This window comes from Streptomyces griseicoloratus (assembly GCF_014534645.1).
GTDB classification, from domain to species: domain Bacteria; phylum Actinomycetota; class Actinomycetes; order Streptomycetales; family Streptomycetaceae; genus Streptomyces; species Streptomyces griseicoloratus.
The window spans coordinates 345,101-364,034 of the sequence record NZ_JACVQF010000187.1; the positions used below are offsets into that span (position 1 = coordinate 345,101).

Consider the following 18,934-nt stretch of genomic DNA (forward strand, 5'->3'; position numbering starts at 1 on the left):
CGGACTAGGCCACTTCCGGGCCCGGGTTGGGTTCGATGACGTTGCCGTCCTCGCCGTAGATCACGTCGTCGTCGAGGCTGGCCAGCATGTTGCGCAGCTCCTCCGGAGACATGGCCTTCAGTTCGTCGGCGTCCACCAGCTGTGAGAGAACCATTCGACTTCCCTGTGCGATGAGAGATCCGGCATTTTCGAGGGCTTCGCGCACGCTCTTCGGGCGCATGTCGGTCCATACGCTTTCGATGTGGTCGAGGCATTCCTTGCGCGGGCGGGGGGCACCCACCGCGGTCCAGCCGCCCGGCAGATCGCGGGTCGCCGGCCAGATCGAGTACTGTTCCTCGCCGTTTACCACCACGAGGTATTCGGCGTTCTCGTCGTCGAACATCAGATCAGTTTCCCCATGCAGTCGTTCCCGATTGGAGAGAGACGGGATGATTGGAGAGAGACGGGATGCGCTGAAATGCATCTCCGCAGTTCGGCGGGGCTCAAGCTAGGTCAGGCCGATTCGGGGTGTCAAGAAACCCCGGCGGCCCGATGAACACCCCGAATGAGCAACGCGGCGACGGTCATTATCGGGGCCGCACGGGACAAGGTGGCCAACTGCGGCTGAACGCAACCGCCCTTGACCATATGACGGGATCCGGGAATCCTCGAATCCCCGCATACGCGCCCCGCGGGCCGGAAGAGAAAAAAGGGGCCGGCGCGATCACAGGCGTCGAACTCGTCGCCCCCACAGGTCCGGAAGACGACGAGCCGGACGGAAACCGTCCAGGCAGCGCCGCCCGCACCCGGGCTGTTCCCGGAACCGGCCACCGCCCGCTGTTCGACCGGTGCCGGGCTCCACTTGGACGGCAGTCCCCGGCGCGGGTGCCCACCGACGCGGAAGACGATAGGAGATGTCCGTGACAACGACGGCCCAACCGGTCCCTGTGGACGTACGGACCGAGCTGAGCCCCGAGGAGTTCCGCGCCGCGTACATGGGGCGCAGACCGGTGGTGATGCGCGGTGCGGCCGCGCACATGCCCGCGGTGTCCACCTGGTCGGCCGCCCATCTCGGCAAGGTGGCGCCGGACCAGCAGGTGCGTGTCAAGGTCGGTACCGTCTCCGCGGGCCGCACCGCACTCGTCCGCCTGGCCGACTACGCCCGCGAACTCGCGGCGTGGGACGCGGCGGTCGCCAGGGGGGACGATGCCGGGGATCCGCCGGGCTATCTGCACGACGTGCCGCTGCTGTCGATGGTGCCGGCGCTGCGGCACGACCTGGAGCCGTTCCCCTGCGACTACTTCCCGCCGTTCTTCCGGGACCGGTGGTGGGCGTTCACGCAGTTCTTCGTCGGCCCCGCCCGCGCGGTGACCCCGCTGCACTTCGACACCCTGCTCACCCACAACCTGTTCTTCCAGATACAGGGCTCCAAGCGGTTCGTGATGGTGGCCGACGCCGAGCGCGACAAGTGCCACACGTACAACTGGCGGTGGGCCGCGGTCGACCCGGAGGCACCGGACCTCGACCGGTACCCGCTCTTCCGTGACGCGACGGTGCTGACGTGCGACGTCGAGGCGGGCGACGTCTTCTACATGCCGCCGGGCACGCTCCACAAGGTCATCTCGCCCGGCGCGTCGATCTCGTTCAACATCGACTGGCACGACCGCGCCAGCGCGCTGCGCGGCCTGGCCGCGGTGCGCGAGGGCATGCCGCTGAAGAACCTGCGCTACAACCTGCTGTTCGCGCTCGGGGTCGTCGCCGGTGTGCCACGGAGCCTGCTGATGCCGGGACTTCGCTCGTACTACTCCTACATCTCCTAGCGAGGGCCGGGCTCCGGTCGCGCTACTCCTCTCCCAGGGAAGGGGCTTGCATGAGCAGCTTCAGCCACCACGAGTCGAACGTGCGGTCCTACAGCAGGCGCTGGCCGGTCGTCTTCTCCCGCTCCAGCGGCAGCCACCTGTACTCCGAGGAGGGCCGGCGCTGGCTCGACTTCTTCGCCGGGGCCGGCTCGCTGAACTACGGGCACAACAATCCGGTGCTCAAGCGGGCGCTGCTGGACTACATCGACAACGACGGCGTCACGCACGCGCTGGACATGTTCACCACCGCGCGGCACCACCTGCTCAAGTCCCTCGTCGAGGTGGTGCTGCAGCCGCGGGGCCTGGACCACAAGGTGATCTTTCCGGGTCCGGGCGGCGCCAACGCCGTCGAGGCGGCCCTGAAGCTGGCCCGCACGGTCACCGGCCGCAGCGAGGTCGTGCACTTCACCAACTCCTTCCACGGGGCGACGCTCGGCGCGCTCGCGGTCACGGGCAATCCCGCGCACCGCCGCTCCGCCGGCCTGCCGCTCACCGGCGCGACCCCCGTGCCGTTCGACGGCCAGGACGGGCCCTGCCGCCCGGAGCACCTGGCGCGGCTGCTGGCCAACCCGGGCAGCGGGCTGGACCGGCCGGCCGCGGTGATCGTGGAGACCGTCCAGGCCGAGGGCGGGGTGAACGTGGCGGGCGCCGAGTGGCTGCGGGGGCTGGCCGAGCTGTGCCGGGAGCACGGGATCCTGCTGATCGTCGACGACATCCAGGCGGGCTGCGGACGCACGGGCCCGTTCTTCAGCTTCGAGGACGCGGGCATCGTGCCGGACGTGATCTGCCTGTCGAAGTCGATCGGCGGATACGGGCTGCCGCTCGCGCTCACCCTGGTCCGGCCGGAGCTGGACGTGTGGCAGCCGGGCGCCCACAGCGGCACGTTCCGCGGTGTGAACCCGGCGTTCGTCACCGCGACGGCGGCGCTGCGCGCCTACTGGCAGGACGACGCGCTGGAGAAGTCGACGCGGGCCAGGGGCGAATGGATAGCGAACGCCCTGCAGGACATCGTCAACGCCCACCCCGGCGCGGGCCTGTCCGCCCGCGGCCGCGGCCTCATCCACGGTCTGGTGGTCGGCGCGGGCCTGGCGGACGCGGTGGCCGACGAGGCCTTCACGCGGGGTCTGCTGGTGGAGACCGCCGGTCCGCGGGACGAAGTCGTCAAGCTGCTGCCGCCGTTGACGGCCTCCGACGCCGAACTGGCCGAGGGGCTCGCCATCCTGGAGGCGTCCGTGCGCGGGGTGGTTGAACGGGCCCGATGAGCACGATTATGACCGCTCCGGCAGTCAGTCCGTCAGTGACCCGAGACAGGAATCCGCTTGTGACGTCGCAGAACATCGACCAGGTTCGCGTCCCATCGCACGCCCCGGCACGACGGGGGGCACGCCGATGACGCAGGAGAAGGGCAACGGCAGGCGGCGCGTCCTGGCCGAGGCACTGGCGCCGCTGTCCATCCGGGAGTTCCGCATCCTGTGGACCGGGCAGGCGGTGTCGGCCACCGGCGGCGGGATGACCAAGGTGGCGCTGATCTTCGCCGTGCTGGCGGTGGACGGCTCGGTCACCGACATCGGGCTCGTGATGACCGCGCAGGTCCTCACGCAGGTGCTGTTCACCCTGGCCGGCGGGGTGTGGGCGGACCGGCTGCGCCGCCAGGTCCTGATGCTGACGTCCGATCTGATCCGCGCGGCCACCCAGCTGATGCTGGCCGTACTCCTGCTGTCGGATGCCGCCCAGGTGTGGCATCTGGCCGCCGGTGCGGCGGTCTTCGGCGGCGCCCAGGCGTTCTTCGGCCCGGCGTCCCGGGGCCTGATGGCAGAGATCATGCCGCCGGAACAGCTCCAGCGCGGCAACGCGCTGATGTCGTTCTGCATCAGCGCCTCCACGGTGCTGAGCCCGGCGCTGGCCGGTGTGGTGATCGCCTGGTGGGGCCCCGGACTGGTGCTGGCCCTGGACGCCGTCACGTTCATCGTGAGCGCCGTGTCGCTGGCGATGCTGCGGCTCGCCCCGCGCACCATGCCCGCGCCCGAGACGTTCTGGCGCGATCTGGGCACCGGCTGGCGCGAGCTGTCCGTACGGCGGTGGCTGTGGCTCAACATGATCGTGCACATGCTGCAGAACCTGGCGGTCGCGGCGTACTACGTGCTCGGTCCCGCGATCGCGGACGCCTCGCTCGGCGGGCCGTCCGCGTGGGGCGTCATCGTCTCGGGTTTCGCGGCCGGCGCCATCACGGGCGGGTTCGTCGCGCTGAAGCTGGAGCCGGCCAGGCCGCTGATCGTCGGCAACCTCGCGCTGGCCCTGACCGCGCTGCCGCTGCTGGCACTCGCGGTGCCGATGCCCCTGTGGGCGGTGGTGGGCTCGGCGTTCGTCAGCGGCGCGGCCACCCTGTTCCTCGACGCCCTGTGGCAGGCCTCGATGCAGCAGCTGATTCCCGCGGAGGTGATGTCGCGGGTGGAGTCCTACGACTGGCTGATCTCCACGATCGCCGCGCCGCTCGGCCTCGCCCTGGTGGGCCCGCTGGCCGGGCAGACCGGTCAGACCCAGACCCTGCTGATCGCCGCCGTGATGATCGTCGTGCCGTGCGGTCTGACCCCGCTGGTACCCGGCATCCGCGCGGTCCGGCGCCATGCCGACGGCAAGATCACCGGCCCGGTGCCGCAGCGGCCCGCCCATGTGTGAGACGACGAGCGAGGAGCCATGACCAAGGCACAGGGCGGGTGGATCCGCCGGTACCGGGCGGCGCCCGAGGCGGGGGTGCAGGTGGTGTGCCTGCCGCACGCCGGCGGATCCGCGACCTACTTCCGGCCGATGGCGATGGCGCTGTCCCCCACGGCCGAGGTGCTGGCCGTGCAGTACCCCGGCCGGATGGACCGCGTCGACGAACCGCACGCCGGTGACTTCGAGGAGCTGACCGAGCGCACGCTCGCCGCGGTGCGCCGCGCGGTGGACCGGCCGGTCGCGCTGTTCGGGCACAGCATGGGCGCGCTGCTGGCGTTCCAGGTGGCCAGGCGTCTGGAGGCCGAGGGAGTCGTACCGCTGGCGCTGTTCGCGTCGGGGGCGCAGCCGCCCGGCCGGTCGCTCGCCCGGCACACGCACCCGCGCACCGACGAGGAGCTGCTCGCGGACCTCGCCATGCTGGGCGGCACCGACGAACGGCTGCTGGCCCACCCGGACATGCGCGGGCTGGTGCTGTCCGCGCTGCGCGCGGACTACCGGATCCTGCGGTCCCGCCGCCGCGACGACGCCACGCTGGCGTGCCCGGTGGTGTCACTGACCGGTGACCGGGACCCCGTCGTCGCGGTCGATGACGCGGCCGCGTGGGCGCAGCACACCGCCGGCCGGTTCGACCTGCATGTCTTTCCCGGTGAGCACTTCTACCTCGACGACCACTGGGCCGGTGTGAGCGCGGTGGTCACCCGGCACCTCGGGGCGCACGAGCCGGCCCCGGCGAAGTGACACCGTACGGAACACCCCCTTGCCCGGCGATGCCGCGGGCAAGGGGGTGTTCGGTGCTGTTGCGGTGCCGCGGGCGGCGGCCGCCCGGCCTCAGTCACCGGCCTGCCACGAGGGCTCGGCCAGGATCTCCAGCACGGCGCAGCCGAAGGAGAACCCGGTGGAGTCACCCAGCATGACGACCCGGTCCCCCGCCCGCACGGCCCCCGTCTCCAGCAGGTGGGTGAGCCCGACGAACGAGTCACCGCCGCTGATGAGATGGCCGACCGTGCGTCCCCTGTCCCAGGTGGTGCGCTCGTCCTCGATGCCGAACTCGGCGCAGAACTCCCTGTCGACCAGGAACCGCCCGGAGTAGGGCAGGAGCCAGTGCCGGATGTCGCCGGCCTCGGCGCCGGCGTCGGCGAGCGCGGCGCGCACGCAGTCGCGCCGGGCCTCGGTCATGGTCCGCATCATCGACATGACCCGCTTGCGCTGGGCCTGGAGGTACTCCCGGCGGTCCGCGAACCGGCCGGGGTCGAGCGCGGTCAGCCCGCTGAACCTGCCGTCGCCGACGATCTCGGTGGCCAGGAGCCGTGCGACGCCGTCCCCGCGGCCCAGCACCATGGCGGTCGCCCCGTCGCCGGGCACGCCGCCCTGGTCCTCGCGGTAGCGGTCGCACTCCCGCGCGTACTTGTCCGCCGAGGTCAGCACGGCCGCGCCGCCGGCGGACACGTACATCGCGCCGACCTCCAGCGCCGCGAGCGCGCCGTTGCAGCCCTGCCGCAGCCCGAAGGCCCGGGCCCGGCCGTCGTGGGCCATGCCCTGGACGTAGGAGGCCGGTTCGGAGACACCCTCCGGGCCCTGTGCGTCGACGTAGGCGTGGACGAACAGGCCGATGCCGGCCGGGTCGACGGCGGACCGGGCGATCGCGACGCGCGCGGCGTCGACGGCCATGTCGGCCGCGCACACGGGGCCCGCGACCGCGATCGACTCGTAGCCGTGCGCCTCACGGACGGCCGGGTCGTACCGGCCGGCCGCCACCGCGGCCTCGACCGGTTCGGGGTCTCCCAGAACCACTGCACAGGACCGGACGTACACATCGCTCCAACGCACGCGACAACCTCCCAGAGCAGCAAGGGTTTCGGAGAGTGAACCGGCCCGACCGTAACGATCCGCGCTCGGGTCGGGCAACGCTCATGCCCCGCGGCCGCGGGCCCGGCGCACCTGGTCACAGCGCCTGAGGCCGGTGCCGCGGCCTCGTGCCGGGGTGTTCACGCCGCCCATGTGCGCGCCTTCACCGAGCGGCGGCGCTGTGGATACCATCCCGCGACGAACCAGGCTGCACGGGACGGGAGTTGATGACACTCCCTCCTGTGTGGTGTTCGAAACACCCCGGGCTGGAGAGGAGCACCACGTGACAGCAGCCACGCTGCCGGACGTCGATACCGTGGACGTCGCGGGGGTCGGGTTCGGGCCCGCCAACCTCGCCCTGGCGATCGCCCTCCAGGAGTCCGGCACACCGGTCACCATGGCCTTCCACGAGCGGCAGGCGAGTTTCGGCTGGCACACCGGCATGCTGATCGAGGGCGCCACCATGCAGGTCTCCTTCCTCAAGGACCTCGCGACGATGCGCAACCCCGCCAGCCGCTACACCTTCCTCGCCTACCTGCACGCCCACGGCAGGATGCCGGCGTTCATCAACAGCAAGATGCTCTACCCGTACCGGATCGAGTTCCACGACTACCTCGGCTGGTCCGCGGCGCAGTTCGACGCACATGTCTCCTACGACTCGGCGGTCGTGGACATCCGCCCGGTGCAGGACGCGGACGGCCGCGTCGGCCTCCTGGAGATCGTCACCGACGCCGCGGACGGCAGCCGGCGCGTCCAGCGCGCCCGCAACGTCGTGCTCGGCACGGGGATGACACCCGTGCTGCCGCCGGGTGTCACCCCCTCGGCGCGGATCCGGCACAGCTCGCAGCTGCTCACGAGTGACTTCGGCACACCGCGCCACGGCCGGTTCCTGGTCGTGGGGGCCGGGCAGAGCGCCGCGGAGTGCGCCGACTACCTCCACCGCACCTGGGGCGACGCGGCGGTGCACACCGTCCACTCGCGCTACGGCTACAGCGTCGCCGACGACAGCCCCTTCGCCAACGGCATCTTCGACCCGGCCGCCGTCGACGACTTCCACCGCGCACCGCACCAGACCAAGGAAGCGCTGCTCGCCTACCACCGCAACACCAACTACGCCGTGGTCGACCTGGACCTGAGCCAGGAGCTGTACCGGCGGGTCTACCTGGAGGAGGTGCTGGGCCGGCCACGGCTGCACGTCCACCGCACCTCGCGGGTGCGCACCTGCACGGAGACGGCCGACGGTGTGGAGGTGGAGGTGGAGTCGCTGATCACCGGTGAGGTGACACGGCTCGTCGTGGACGCCGTCGTCTACGCCACCGGCTACCGGCCCGACGATCCGCTGCCGCTGCTCGGCGACCTGGCCGACGAGTGCAAGAAGGACGAGCGGGGCGGCCTGTACGTGGACCGTGACTACCGTGTCCACACCTCCGACGCGCTGCGCTGCGGCATCTACCTGCACGGCGCCGGCGCCGAGAACAGCCACGGCCTGAGCGCGGGGCTGCTGTCCAACACCGCCGTCCGCGCGGGTGAGATCGCGCATTCGATACTCCGTCAGATCTGATCCGGAGAGACACCGTGTTCGTTCCACCGATCTACCGGGTCACCGATCCCGGTCAGCTGCACGACATCATCCGGAACCACCCGATGGCCATGCTGGTGAGCAACGGTCCCACCACGCCGTACACGACTCTCCTGCCGGTCATCCACCCCCCGGGCGGCGGGGATGCGCAGGAGCCCGAGGGGTTCGCCGGCTTCTCGCTGCTCGGCCACCTCAACCGGGCCAACCCGCACTGGCGGGCGCTGGCCGGCGGCGTGCCCGCGCGCCTGGTGTTCACCGGCCCGAGCGGCTACGTCACCCCGGCCCTGTACGACACTGCGGTGGCCGCGCCCACGTGGAACTTCGTCACGGCCGAGCTGACCGGTGATCTGGTGCCGCTGCCCGAGGGTGAGGAGACGCTGGAGGTCGTGCGGCGCACGGCCGAGCTGTTCGAGCAGCGGTTCGGCAAGGGCTGGGAGGTGGGCGGGTCGGTCGACTACTTCCGCAGCATCGTCGGCGGGGTCGGCGCCTTCCGGTTCGAGGTGACGTCCGGTCAGGCGATGTTCAAGCTCAGTCAGGAGAAGAGTCCCGCGGTCCGCGACCGGGTCGCCGAGAGCATGCTCGACGACGGTGACGGGACCCGTCGGGCGCTGGGGGTGCACATGTGCCGCATGGCGCGGGCGGAGGCGACGCGGCGTCCCACGCTGTGGGGCGGGAGCGTGGAGCCGGAGTGCCTGCTGGACGGGCTGGTCCGCACCGTGGCGGAGCGGCCCGACGAGCTCGCCCTGGTCGACGGGGACCGACGGCTGACCTACGCGCAGCTGTGGGCGTGGGTCGCCGAACTGGCCGCGGCCCTCACCCGCCACGGCATCGAACCCGGCAGCCGGGTCGCGGTGACCGGCGGTCGCGGGGCGCGCACCGTCGCGGCCCTGCTCGCCACCGTCGCCGTCGGCGCCACCTACATACCGCTGGACGCGTCGTATCCGGAAAACCGGCTCACGTTCATGCTGCAGGACAGCGGCGCGAGCCTCCTGCTGCACGACGGTCCCCGGCCGGCGATCGCCGACCAGGTGGCGGCCCTGGCCATCGAGGACCCCTCCGGCGCGGGGGCCGGCGGCTTTAGGCCGGTCGCCTGCCGGCCGGACCTGCCGGTGTACGTCATCTACACCTCCGGGTCGACCGGCCTGCCCAAGGGCGTGACGATCCCGCACAGCTGCCTGGACACCATGGTGACCTGGCAGCGCACCGACTCGGTCCGGCCCGATGTGCGCACCGCGCAGTTCGCGCCGCTGAACTTCGACGTGAGCTTCCAGGAGATCCTGGGCACCCTGTGCGGCGGCGGCACCCTGGTCATCGCGCCCGAGACACTGCGGCGCGACCCGTTCGCCTTCCTGACCTGGCTCGCCGAGCAGCGCATCGAGCGCCTGTTCCTGCCCTACGTCGCCCTGCACATGCTGGCCGTGGCGGCGTCGGCGCAGGACGGCGACCTGGGCCTGTCCCTGCTGGAGGTGAACACGGCGGGCGAGCAGCTGCTGTGCACGCCGCCGATCCGGGCGCTGTTCGAGGCGCTGCCCGGGGCCCGGCTCGGCAACCACTACGGGCAGAGCGAGTCGGCGATGGTCAGCTCCTACGTGCTGCCCGCCGACCCCGCCGCCTGGCCGTTGCTGCCGCCCATCGGCCGGCCCCTGCCGGGCTGCGAGCTGCTGGTGGACCCCACCGACCCGCAGGATCCGGCCACCGGCGAACTCCTCGTCGCCGGCGCCCCGCTCTCCCTGGGCTACCTCGGCCGGCCGGAGCTGAACGCCGAACGCTTCGTCACCGTCGAACGCACCCCGCAGGGACACACCAGGGCCTTCCGCACCGGCGACCTGGTGCGTGTCGAGGACGGCCTCGTGCACTTCCTCAGCCGCCTCGACCACGACGTGAAGATCCGCGGCATCCGGGTCAACCTGCTGGAGATCGAGGCGTGTCTGATGCAGCAGCCCGGCGTCGCCTCCGCGGTCTGCGTGGCCCTGGAGCCGGTGCCCGGCTCGCGTCAGCTGCGCGCCGCGGTCACCCTGCATCCGGACGTGACGGAGCCCGGCGACCTCCGCAAAGCGCTGGCCGGGCTGCTGCCCGAGGCGTCGGTGCCCGCTTCGGTGACCGTGCTGCCCGGGCTGCCGCGGACCCCGAGCGGCAAGATCGACCGGGACTCGGTCGCGGCGTCCCTGACGAGCGGCGGTGACCGATGACGGGCGGACCGGCCACCGACGAGGCCACCGAGCCGTACCGGCGGCGCATCGCCGAGATCTGGTCGGCCGCGCTCGGCACCCCGGTCACCGACGCCGGCCACCACTTCTTCGCGGGCGGCGGCGACTCCTTCCAGGCCGCGCTCGCGACCGCGACGGTGCGCCGCGAGTGGGGGCTGGAGATCACCGTTCAGCTCCTGATCGACCACCCGGTGCTGGGCGACTTCTCCGAGCGGGTGGCGCGTTGCGTGGACGAGCGATGACGACGCGCGCCGGTCCCGCCGGAGCCGCGGCAGTCCTCACACCGCCCTCCGCGGGCGGGGACGGGCCGCGCACGATGTACGGCTGGTTCGCGGCCGCCGCGGCCTCGGGCCCGGACCGGATCGCCCTCGAGGTCGGCGGCGAGGAAGTCACGTACGGCGAACTCGCCGACCTCGCCGGACGGATCGCCGCCCTGCTGATCCGGCGCTGCGGCACCGTGCCCTCCCGCATCGGCCTGCTCGCGGGACGCACGCTGGCGGCCTATGCCGGGTATCTCGCCGTCCAGCGGCTCGGCGCGACGGCCGTGCCGCTCAACCCGGCGGCTCCCGCGGCACGCAACACGACGATCGCCCGGCTGGCCGGGGTGGACGCCGGGCTCGCGGACCGGGACGCCGCAGGCGGGCCGGATCTCCCGGTGCCGGTCGTGCGCCTGTCCGGCAGGGACGTACGCGCCCTGCCGGCGGCCGGCCTGCCGGATGTGCGGGCCGGTGCGCGGGACATCGCCTACATCCTGTTCACCTCCGGCTCGACGGGCGCGCCCAAGGGGGTGTGCGTCGAGCACCGCAACGTGAACGCCTACCTGGAGCATGTGGTCCCCCGGTACGCGGCGGGTCCCGGCGCCCGGTTCTCCCAGTTCTTCGACCTGACCTTCGACCCGTCCGTGTACGACATGTTCACGGCCTGGGGTTCGGGATCCACCCTGGTGGTGCCGGCCCGGCAGGACCTGCTGTCCCCCGTGCGTTTCGTCAACGCGAGCGAGGTGACGCACTGGACGTCGGTGCCGTCGGCGATCTCCTTCGCGCTGCGCATGGGCGAGCTGGGTCCGTCGAGCATGCCCGGCCTGCGCTGGAGCCTGTTCTGCGGCGAGCCCCTGACGCTGCGGCAGGCCGAGGCGTGGCAGGCCGCGGCGCCGCGAAGCGTGCTGGAGAACGTCTACGGTCCCACCGAGATGACGGTGACGTGTGCCGGGCACCGCCTGCCGCGCGATCGCCGTGACTGGGTGCGGCCGTCGAACGGCACGGTGCCGATCGGGACCGTCCACCCCGGGCTGGAGCAGCTCGTCGTGGACGAGCGGGGCCGCCCCGCCGCGGAGGGCGAGCTGTGTCTGCGGGGCCCGCAGCGCTTTCCGGGATACCTCGACCCGGCGGACGACGAGGGCCGGTTCGTGGCCTTCGACGGCGAGCGGGTGAGCGCGTACGACGGCTCGGCCCCGCTCACCGACGACCACTGGTACCGCACCGGGGACCGGGTCGGCCGCCTGCCGGGTGCAGGCGGTGGGCTCGTGCATCTGGGCCGGGTCGACCACCAGGTCAAGGTCAGCGGTTACCGGGTGGAACCCGGTGAGATCGAGGCGGTGTTGCGGGAGCACCCGGCGGTCACCGACGCGGTGGCGCTGGCCGTCGACGCCGGGGACGGCGAGGCGGAACTCGTCGCGGCCTACACCGGCGCCCAGGAGGCCGAAGGGGAGCTGCTGGCCGCGCTGCACGCCCGGCTGCCCGCGTACATGGTGCCGCGCGCGCTGACCGCCTTCGCGGCGTTTCCGCTGACCGGGAACGGAAAGACCGACCGCAAGGCCGTCGGCGCGGCGTGCTCGGCCCATCTGCGCGCCCCTGCACCGCACTCGCTGCTCGCCGAGGTCCGCGGCCTTTTGGGCAACGCCGACCTGACGCCGGACGACGACCTCCTCGACGGGGGCATGACGTCTCTGGACGCGATCCGGCTCGCCACCGTGCTCAGTGCCCGCGGCCGTGGCAGGGTCACCGTCTCGGACGTCTACCGCAAGCGGCGGCTGAGCGCCCTCACCGACACGGGGTGCGCGGTCCCCGCACCGGCCGCGCCGGCGGCGGGCGACGACGGGGACCGGCCCCTGGCCCACGCGCAGAAGCGGTTCCTGTTCGCGGAGGCGTACGCGCCGGGCAGCGCGGACAATCTCGTCGTCGTCGCGTACGAGCTGACCGGCCCGCTCGCACCCGACGTGCTCCGCGCGGCCCTCGACGACGTGGTGGCCCGCCACGAGGCCCTGCACACCGTCTACGTCTGGGAGGAGGGCCGGCCGGTGCAGCGCCCGCTCACCGGCCGGGCCGTGCCGTGGGAGCAGGTGCCGGCGCCCGCCGGGCCGGCGCCGGTGCGTGAGCTGGCCGAGCGGATCACCGCGGACCTGTGGGACACCCCGTTCCGGCTCGACCGGGAGCTGCCCCTGCGCGCCCGGCTGTGCCGGCTCACGCCGGACCGTGCGCTGCTGTGCCTGCAGTTCCACCACATCGCCTTCGACGGCGCGTCGGAACGGATCCTGCTCGACGACCTCCGGGACGCCTACGCCGCGCGCCGCGCCGGCGGTGTCCCCCGCTTCCCGCCCGTGCCGGGGCAGCGGCTGCTCGGCCTGTGGGAGTCACGCGACGTCGCCTCGCAGGCCGCCGACGACGTCCGTCACTGGCGGGGCGTGCTCGCCGGCTGTCCACCGCCGTGCCTGCCGCCGGCCCGGGACGCCGCACCGGAGGCCCCCGCCCACGAGGCGGTCCGCCGCCTCGACGCCGCCCTGGTGCGCCGGATCGGGGCCGCGGCGGCCCGGCACGGCGGCCCGCCGCTCGCCGTGCTCGCGGCCGGTGCGGCAAGGGCCCTCGCCCGGCGGTCCGGCGTGGACGACGTGTGTGTCGGCACCCTGACCACGGGCCGGTTCGACCCCGCCGTGGACCGTGTGGTCGGGTACCTCGTCAACCCGTTCGCCGTACCCCTGCGCGGGCTGCGCGGACAGCCGGAAGCGGTGCTCGCCGCGGCGGCCCGGCAGGTCGTCGACGCGCTGGAGCACTCCCGGACGCCCTTCGACGAACTGGTCCGCGAGCTGCGCGCCGGGCACGGCGGGCACGGGTGGTTCGACGCCTGGGTGGTGCTGCAGCATCCACCGCCGTCGGTCTCGCTCGGTCCGGTGGGACTGCGTCCCGTGCGCATCCGGGCGCCGCGGACCTCGCGGAGCTGGATGGCCGAGGCCTTCCCCGGCGCCGACGGCGGCTGGGACCTCGTCACCACGTGGCGTACGGACGTCCTGTCGCCCGCCGCCGGGACGGTGCTGGCCGACGAGGTGGCGGCGGTGGTGGCGGAACTGGCCGGTGTGTGAGGGAGACACGACATGCTGATGATCCTGGACTATCCGGGGCGCCGGCCGGAGGCCCCGGTCACCGCGCTGGGGCTGGACGGCATGGTGCCGCTGCTGACCGACCCGCTGCCGGTCGAGGGCACCGGTGCCGCGTACGCGGCCCGGCTCGACGCCGGTCCCCATCCGGTTCTGGCGTACTGCGCCGCGTCGGCGATCGCGGTGCACCTCGCCCGCCGGTCCGCGCGCTCGCGCCCGCTGGTCCTGTTCGATCCGATGCCGGCCACCGACGACGACGTCGCCCGCGCCTACGCGGGCGCGGTCGCCCAGGTGCCGGGCAGCTGCGGCCCGCCGGTGCCGGCCGGGGAGCTGCCCGCCGAACCGGAGCGGTTCCTGGGGGCCGTCCACGAGGACCTGGCGCGGCGCGCGGAGGCGGCACTGCGGGCGCAGGGCCTGGGCGACGGTGTGATCGACGAGCCGGTCGCGCACTTCGCCCGGCAGCACGTGTCCTATCTCGCCTATCTGCTGGCCGCGCGGGGCGCGCTGCCCCGGGAGCCCGTCGGACCGGTGCTCCAGGTGCTCTCCCGCGACCACCCCGACCACCGGGACTGGCTCCCGGAGGGGGAGCTGACCACCGTACGCGTCGACAGCGACCGGGCCGGGCTCACGGCCCACGAGTCGGCCAGGGCCCATGTCCTGTCGTTCCTGGCCGAGACAACGAGGAGGCAACACGCATGACGGACGACGAACTGCGCACCGCCGTCGGGACGATCTGGCGGGAGGTTCTCGAAGCCGACGTGGACGACGACACCGACTTCTTCGGGGCGGGCGGTCACTCGTTCGCCGCGCTGCGCATCATCGCGGTGCTCGGCAGCCGGCACGGGGTCTCGGTGCCGGTGAAGGTGCTGTTCGACAATCCCCGGTTCGCCGACTTCGTCGCGGTCCTGGCCAAGGAGCCCGAGCTCAGCCCGCAGGGCTGACAAGGCCGCGCGGACGCGTGGCCATGACGTCTTTGACATTCATCGAGAAGCAGGGGGCGTTCTTGTCCGTGTCGTTGTCGGTCGATCTGCTGGATCCGGCCCTGTATGCGAACGGCAATCCGTACGAGGTGTGGCGGGCCATGCGCCAGGCAGGTCCCGTGCACCACCAGGAGGCGAGGACCGGGTCACGGTACTGGGCCGTGGTCGGGCACGAGGCCGGCCTGCGGGTGCTGACGGAGTGGAAGGTCTTCACCTCCACCCGCGGCGCGATGCTGCGTGAGGACGACAACTCCGCTCCGTACCCCGGTGCGGGGAAGATGCCGATCCTCACCGATCCGCCGCGCCACACCGAACTGCGCAGGGCGGTCGCCCGGCTGTTCACGCCGCGGGCCGTGCGGAGTCTGGGCGCGCTGGCCGGTGAGGTGGCGGGGTCGCTGCTGGGAGATCTGCGGGCGCGGGGCGGCGGCGACTTCGCCACCGAGGTGGCCGCGAGGTTCCCGCTCGCGGTGCAGGCCCAGATCCTGGGCATCCCGGCCGAGGACGTGCCGCTGATCCTGGACGCCACGGGCCGCTCCGTGGACGAGGGGGAGGACGCGGCGGCCGGCCACCACGACGTGATGGCGTACTTCCTCAAGGCGATCGGCGCCTGGCGGTCACAGGCCGGCCGGGACCTGATCGACGCGCTGCTCGCGGCCCGCGCGGGCGGTCTGCCGCTGTCGGACGAGGAGATCGTCCTGACCTGTGACAACATCGTGGTCGCGGCGAGCCAGACGGCCCAGCACGCCGCGAGCGGCAGCCTGCTGGCCCTGCTGGAGCACCCCGGGATGTGGAGGGCGCTGCGCGAGGGGCGGGTCGATGTCGGCTCGGCGGTCGAGGAGCTGCTGCGCTGGTCCGCGCCGGCCACGCACGTGATGCGCACCGCGGTCTGCGACACCGAGCTGGCGGGCACCCCGATCCGGGCCGGTGACGCGGTGGCGGTGTGGCTGCCCTCCGCCAACCGCGACGGCGCCGTCTTCACCGACCCGGACGAGCTGGTCCTGGACCGCAGTCCCAACCCGCACATGACCCTGGGGGCCGGCCCGCACCTGTGTCTGGGCGCGGCCCTGGTCCGGGTGCTGCTGCGGGCGCTGCTGGAGGAGCTGATCGCCGCCGACACGTCGCTGGCGCTCGCGGCCCCGCCCGTCTGGCAGTCCTCCTGGGTGATCAACCGCATGCGCTCCCTGCCGGTGACGGTCGTCGCCGGCTGACCGGCCGGGTCCCCCGCCGCCGGCCGCGGCGCACCCGATGTTCCGTCACTTTCCAGGGAAGGCCCCGTGAACAGCGAACTCCTCGTCTCCGATGCGAGCCACTTCCGGGTCGACTACGAGATCAACCCGTACATGGACACCGCGGTCCAGCCCGATGCGCAGGCGGCGCTCGCCGAGCACCGGGCGATCGTGGCCGCGCACCTGGCGGCCGGCCGGACGGTCGAGTACCTGCCGTCCGCGCCGGAGTGCCCGGACATGGTGTTCACGGCCAACGCCGCCGTGGTCCGCGGCGGCCGGGCCGTCCTGGGCTGCCCGCCGCCCCAGCGCAAGGCCGAGATCCCCTATGTCCAGGAGTGGCTGGCGGGCCGGGGGTTCGAGGTCGTCGAGGCCCCTTACCCGTTCAGCGGCCAGGGCGACGCGCTGGCCTGCGGCGATCTGCTGCTGACGGGGTACGGGCAGCGCACCGACGAGCGGATGCTGCCGGTGCTCGCCCGGGAGCTGGGCTGCGAGGTGGTGCCGCTGCGCACGCTGGACTCGCGCTGGTACGACCTCGATCTGGCGGTCGGTGTCATCGACGCGGGCACGGTGGCGTACTGTCCGCAGGCCCTGGACGCGCCCAGTGTGCGGACCTTGCGCGGGCTCGGCATCGAGCTGATCGAGGTGTGCCTGGAGGAGGCGCGGCGGTTCGCGCTGAATCTGGTCAGCGACGGCACCACGGTGACCATGGCCCGGGAGGCGCCGCGCCTGGCCGCCGCGCTGCGCGACCGCGGTCTGAAGGTGGTCGTGCTCGGCACGGCCGAGCTGGCGAAGGGCGGCGGTGGCATCCGCTGCACCGCCCTGTCGCTGGACGGTGCGCCGGCCCGGCAGCGGTGAGCCCGCCGTCCCGGGGTCGGAAAGCGGCCGTCGCCCCCGCTGACTGTCAGCGGGGGCGACGGCCGTGTGCCGGTCCGCGCGGGTTTCAGAAGTCCCAGCCGTCGTCGTCGCGCGCCGGTGCCCCGGTGGCCTGCCCGGCGAAGGCGTGACCGGCCATGGCGGCGGTCAGTGTGGTGCCGTCGGCCGGGTCGATGAGGAGGAACGATCCGGTGCGGCGGGAATCGGCGTAGGGGTCGATGGGCAGCGCCTCGGCGGTGCGGATCACCACCTGCCCGATGTCGTTGGCGGCGAGCGAGCCGGGCGCCGGGTGCGCGGACAGGTCGTCCAGGGCGAGCCGGGACGGGATGTCCTTGACGAGCGCCTTGACCGTGCGGGTGGCGTGCTTGACCAGGACCCGGTCGCCGGGGGTGAGCGGCCGGTCCGCGACGTGGCAGACGGTGGCCTCGATGTCCTGGGTGACGGCGGGTGCGGCGGCGGCCGGGGCGATGAGGTCGCCGCGTGAGACGTCCAATTGGTCGGCCAGGCGCAGCGCCACCGACTGCGGGGTGACGGCGGCGTCGACGCTCTCGCCGAGCAGGTCGATGCCGGTGATGGTGGTCGTGCGGCCCGACGGCAGGACGGTGACCTCCTGGCCGACGCGGAAGGAGCCGGCGGCGATCTGGCCGGCGTATCCGCGGTAGTCGGGGTGCTCGGGGGTCTGCGGGCGGATGACGTACTGCACCGGGAGACGCGCCGGTGACTGTGCCGGCGCGTCACTGACCGGGACGGACTCCAGGTGCTGCAGCACGGTGGGGCCGGCGTACCAGTCCATGTGCGCACTGGGTTCCACGACGTTGTCGCCGTTGAGCGCGGAGACCGGGATCGCGGTGACCTGGGGCAGGCCCAGTTTCGTGGCGTAGGCGGTGAAGGCGTCGGTGATGGCGGTGAAGGCGTCCTGCCGGTGGCCGACGAGGTCCATCTTGTTCACGGCCAGTACGACGTGCGGGACCCGCAGCAGTGCGGCGACCGCGGCGTGGCGGCGGGTCTGCTCGACGACGCCGTTGCGGGCGTCGACGAGGATCACGGTCAGTTCGGCGGTGGAGGCGCCGGTGACCATGTTGCGGGTGTACTGCACGTGGCCGGGGGTGTCGGCGAGGACGAAGCGGCGGCGGGCCGTGGCGAAGTAGCGGTGGGCGACGTCGATGGTGATGCCCTGCTCCCGTTCGGCGCGCAGGCCGTCGGTGAGCAGCGCCAGGTCGGGGGCGTCCTGGCCTCTGCTGCGGGAGGCGTGCTCGACGGCCTCCAGCTGGTCGGCCAGCACCGACTTCGAGTCGTGCAGGAGGCGGCCGACCAGCGTCGACTTGCCGTCGTCGACGGAGCCCGCGGTGGCGAAGCGCAGCAGCGTGGTGGCCGCGGGCCGATCTGTGGTGCTGGTCATCGTCAGAAGTATCCTTCGCGCTTGCGGTCTTCCATCGCGGCTTCGGAGAGCTTGTCGTCGGCGCGTGTGGCGCCCCGCTCGGTCAGGCGTGACGCGGCGATCTCGGTGATGACCTGCTCCAGCGTCTCGGCGCCGGAGTCGACGGCGCCGGTGCAGGACATGTCGCCGACGGTGCGGTAGCGCACCCGCCGTTTCTCGACCGTCTCGCCGTCCTTCGGGCCGCCCCACTCGCCGGCCGTCAGCCACATGCCGTTGCGGCGGAACACCTCGCGCCAGTGGGCGAAGTAGATCGGCGGCAGCTCGATGTTCTCGCGGGCGATGTACTGCCACACGTCCAGCTCGGTCCAGTTGGACAGCGGGAAGACGCGGACGTGCTCGCCGTGGGCGTGCCGGCCGTTGTACAGGTTCCACAGTTCGGGGCGCTGGCGGCGCGGGTCCCACTGGGAGAACTCGTCGCGCAGCGAGAACACCCGTTCCTTGGCGCGGGCCTTCTCCTCGTCGCGGCGGCCGCCGCCGAACACGGCGTCGAACCTCTCGCTGCGGATCTTCTCCGTCAGGGGCAGCGTCTGCAGCGGGTTGCGGGTGCCGTCCGGGCGTTCCCGCAGCACCCCCCGGTCGATGTAGTCCTGCACGCGGGCCACGTGGAGCGTGAGTGTGTGGGCGGCGACGACGCGGTCGCGGTGGTCGAGGACCTCGGGGAAGTTGTGCCCGGTGTCGACGTGCAGCAGGGCGAACGGCAGCGGCGCGGGGGCGAACGCCTTCAGCGCCAGGTGCAGCATGACGATGGAGTCCTTGCCGCCGGAGAACAGGATCACCGGCCGCTCGAACTCACCCGCCACCTCGCGGAAGATGTGCACCGCCTCGGACTCCAGGGCGTCCAGGTGCGAGAGGGCGTACGGGGAGTC

16 protein-coding genes are annotated in these 18,934 nt (G+C 72.8%); 12 read left to right on the forward strand and 4 right to left on the reverse strand.

Annotation, left to right across the window (positions count from 1 at the left end):
- Positions 1-4 precede the first annotated feature (4 nt).
- Positions 5-382: an MbtH family protein gene (locus tag H0H10_RS40750; RefSeq protein ID WP_188181458.1), complete on the reverse strand. Its 378-nt coding sequence runs from the start codon at positions 380-382 to the stop codon at positions 5-7.
- 517 nt (positions 383-899) lie between these two features.
- On the opposite strand from H0H10_RS40750, the gene H0H10_RS15220 reads away from it, so the two are divergent.
- The 4 genes from H0H10_RS15220 to H0H10_RS15235 all read left to right on the forward strand — a co-directional run bounded on the left by H0H10_RS15220 (position 900) and on the right by H0H10_RS15235 (position 5,291).
- Positions 900-1,799: a cupin-like domain-containing protein gene (locus H0H10_RS15220; protein ID WP_188181459.1), complete on the forward strand. Its 900-nt coding sequence runs from the start codon at positions 900-902 to the stop codon at positions 1,797-1,799.
- A gap of 50 nt (positions 1,800-1,849) precedes the next feature.
- Positions 1,850-3,100 carry a diaminobutyrate--2-oxoglutarate transaminase gene (gene ectB, locus H0H10_RS15225; protein WP_188181460.1) on the forward strand — a complete coding sequence of 417 codons (1,251 nt, stop codon included), beginning with the start codon at positions 1,850-1,852 and terminating at the stop codon, positions 3,098-3,100.
- A 127-nt stretch (positions 3,101-3,227) separates the two neighbouring features.
- Positions 3,228-4,514 carry an MFS transporter gene (locus tag H0H10_RS15230; RefSeq protein WP_188181461.1) on the forward strand — a complete coding sequence of 429 codons (1,287 nt, stop codon included), beginning with the start codon at positions 3,228-3,230 and terminating at the stop codon, positions 4,512-4,514.
- Positions 4,515-4,532: 18 nt separating this feature from the next.
- Positions 4,533-5,291 carry a thioesterase II family protein gene (locus tag H0H10_RS15235; protein WP_188181462.1) on the forward strand — a complete coding sequence of 253 codons (759 nt, stop codon included), beginning with the start codon at positions 4,533-4,535 and terminating at the stop codon, positions 5,289-5,291.
- Positions 5,292-5,381: 90 nt separating this feature from the next.
- Here H0H10_RS15235 and H0H10_RS15240 read toward each other — a convergent pair whose 3' ends face one another.
- Positions 5,382-6,344, reverse strand: coding sequence for a ketoacyl-ACP synthase III family protein (locus H0H10_RS15240; RefSeq protein ID WP_188181463.1), 963 nt, complete (start codon positions 6,342-6,344; stop codon positions 5,382-5,384).
- 337 nt (positions 6,345-6,681) lie between these two features.
- On the opposite strand from H0H10_RS15240, the gene H0H10_RS15245 reads away from it, so the two are divergent.
- From H0H10_RS15245 to H0H10_RS15280, 8 genes are all read left to right on the forward strand, one after another.
- Complete coding sequence (locus H0H10_RS15245) at positions 6,682-7,959, forward strand: lysine N(6)-hydroxylase/L-ornithine N(5)-oxygenase family protein (RefSeq protein WP_309141808.1); 1,278 nt, start codon at positions 6,682-6,684, stop codon at positions 7,957-7,959.
- 14 nt (positions 7,960-7,973) lie between these two features.
- Positions 7,974-10,166 carry an AMP-binding protein gene (locus H0H10_RS15250; RefSeq protein ID WP_188181465.1) on the forward strand — a complete coding sequence of 731 codons (2,193 nt, stop codon included), beginning with the start codon at positions 7,974-7,976 and terminating at the stop codon, positions 10,164-10,166.
- A complete protein-coding gene (locus H0H10_RS15255; RefSeq protein ID WP_188181466.1) occupies positions 10,163-10,426 on the forward strand; it encodes a phosphopantetheine-binding protein in 264 nt (87 codons plus the stop codon). The genes H0H10_RS15250 and H0H10_RS15255 overlap by 4 nt, the downstream gene beginning before the upstream one ends.
- Entirely contained in the window at positions 10,423-13,536 is a 3,114-nt protein-coding gene (locus H0H10_RS15260; protein ID WP_188181467.1) for an AMP-binding protein, read from the forward strand. Before H0H10_RS15255 ends, H0H10_RS15260 begins: the two co-directional genes overlap by 4 nt.
- Positions 13,537-13,548: 12 nt before the next feature.
- The gene (locus H0H10_RS15265; RefSeq protein ID WP_188181468.1) at positions 13,549-14,250 is read left to right on the forward strand and encodes a hypothetical protein; all 702 of its coding nucleotides are present in this window, start codon (positions 13,549-13,551) and stop codon (positions 14,248-14,250) included.
- Positions 14,247-14,492, forward strand: a complete 246-nt coding sequence (locus H0H10_RS15270) for a phosphopantetheine-binding protein (protein WP_188181469.1) — start codon at positions 14,247-14,249, stop codon at positions 14,490-14,492. Before H0H10_RS15265 ends, H0H10_RS15270 begins: the two co-directional genes overlap by 4 nt.
- Positions 14,493-14,515: 23 nt before the next feature.
- Positions 14,516-15,739 (forward strand): cytochrome P450, encoded by a 1,224-nt coding sequence (locus H0H10_RS15275; protein ID WP_188181470.1) that lies wholly within the window; start codon positions 14,516-14,518, stop codon positions 15,737-15,739.
- Between the two features lie 66 nt (positions 15,740-15,805).
- Positions 15,806-16,612 carry a dimethylarginine dimethylaminohydrolase family protein gene (locus H0H10_RS15280; protein ID WP_188181471.1) on the forward strand — a complete coding sequence of 269 codons (807 nt, stop codon included), beginning with the start codon at positions 15,806-15,808 and terminating at the stop codon, positions 16,610-16,612.
- 85 nt (positions 16,613-16,697) lie between these two features.
- Here H0H10_RS15280 and H0H10_RS15285 read toward each other — a convergent pair whose 3' ends face one another.
- Positions 16,698-18,029, reverse strand: a complete 1,332-nt coding sequence (locus H0H10_RS15285) for a sulfate adenylyltransferase subunit 1 (RefSeq protein ID WP_188181472.1) — start codon at positions 18,027-18,029, stop codon at positions 16,698-16,700.
- A gap of 2 nt (positions 18,030-18,031) precedes the next feature.
- On the reverse strand, positions 18,032-18,934 hold a 903-nt coding region (gene cysD / locus H0H10_RS15290; RefSeq protein WP_223179881.1), incomplete at its 5' end, for a sulfate adenylyltransferase subunit CysD.

Excerpts from the sequence above, each read along its gene's own strand:
- H0H10_RS40750 (WP_188181458.1), bottom strand. The coding sequence starts at position 382 with ATGTTCGACGACGAGAACGCCGAATACCTCGTGGTGGTAAACGGCGAG.
- ectB (WP_188181460.1), top strand. The coding sequence starts at position 1,850 with ATGAGCAGCTTCAGCCACCACGAGTCGAACGTGCGGTCCTACAGCAGG.
- H0H10_RS15230 (WP_188181461.1), top strand. The coding sequence starts at position 3,228 with ATGACGCAGGAGAAGGGCAACGGCAGGCGGCGCGTCCTGGCCGAGGCA.
- H0H10_RS15235 (WP_188181462.1), top strand. The coding sequence starts at position 4,533 with ATGACCAAGGCACAGGGCGGGTGGATCCGCCGGTACCGGGCGGCGCCC.
- H0H10_RS15255 (WP_188181466.1), top strand. The coding sequence starts at position 10,163 with ATGACGGGCGGACCGGCCACCGACGAGGCCACCGAGCCGTACCGGCGG.
- H0H10_RS15260 (WP_188181467.1), top strand. The coding sequence starts at position 10,423 with ATGACGACGCGCGCCGGTCCCGCCGGAGCCGCGGCAGTCCTCACACCG.
- H0H10_RS15265 (WP_188181468.1), top strand. The coding sequence starts at position 13,549 with ATGCTGATGATCCTGGACTATCCGGGGCGCCGGCCGGAGGCCCCGGTC.
- H0H10_RS15270 (WP_188181469.1), top strand. The coding sequence starts at position 14,247 with ATGACGGACGACGAACTGCGCACCGCCGTCGGGACGATCTGGCGGGAG.
- H0H10_RS15275 (WP_188181470.1), top strand. The coding sequence starts at position 14,516 with ATGACGTCTTTGACATTCATCGAGAAGCAGGGGGCGTTCTTGTCCGTG.
- H0H10_RS15285 (WP_188181472.1), bottom strand. The coding sequence starts at position 18,029 with ATGACCAGCACCACAGATCGGCCCGCGGCCACCACGCTGCTGCGCTTC.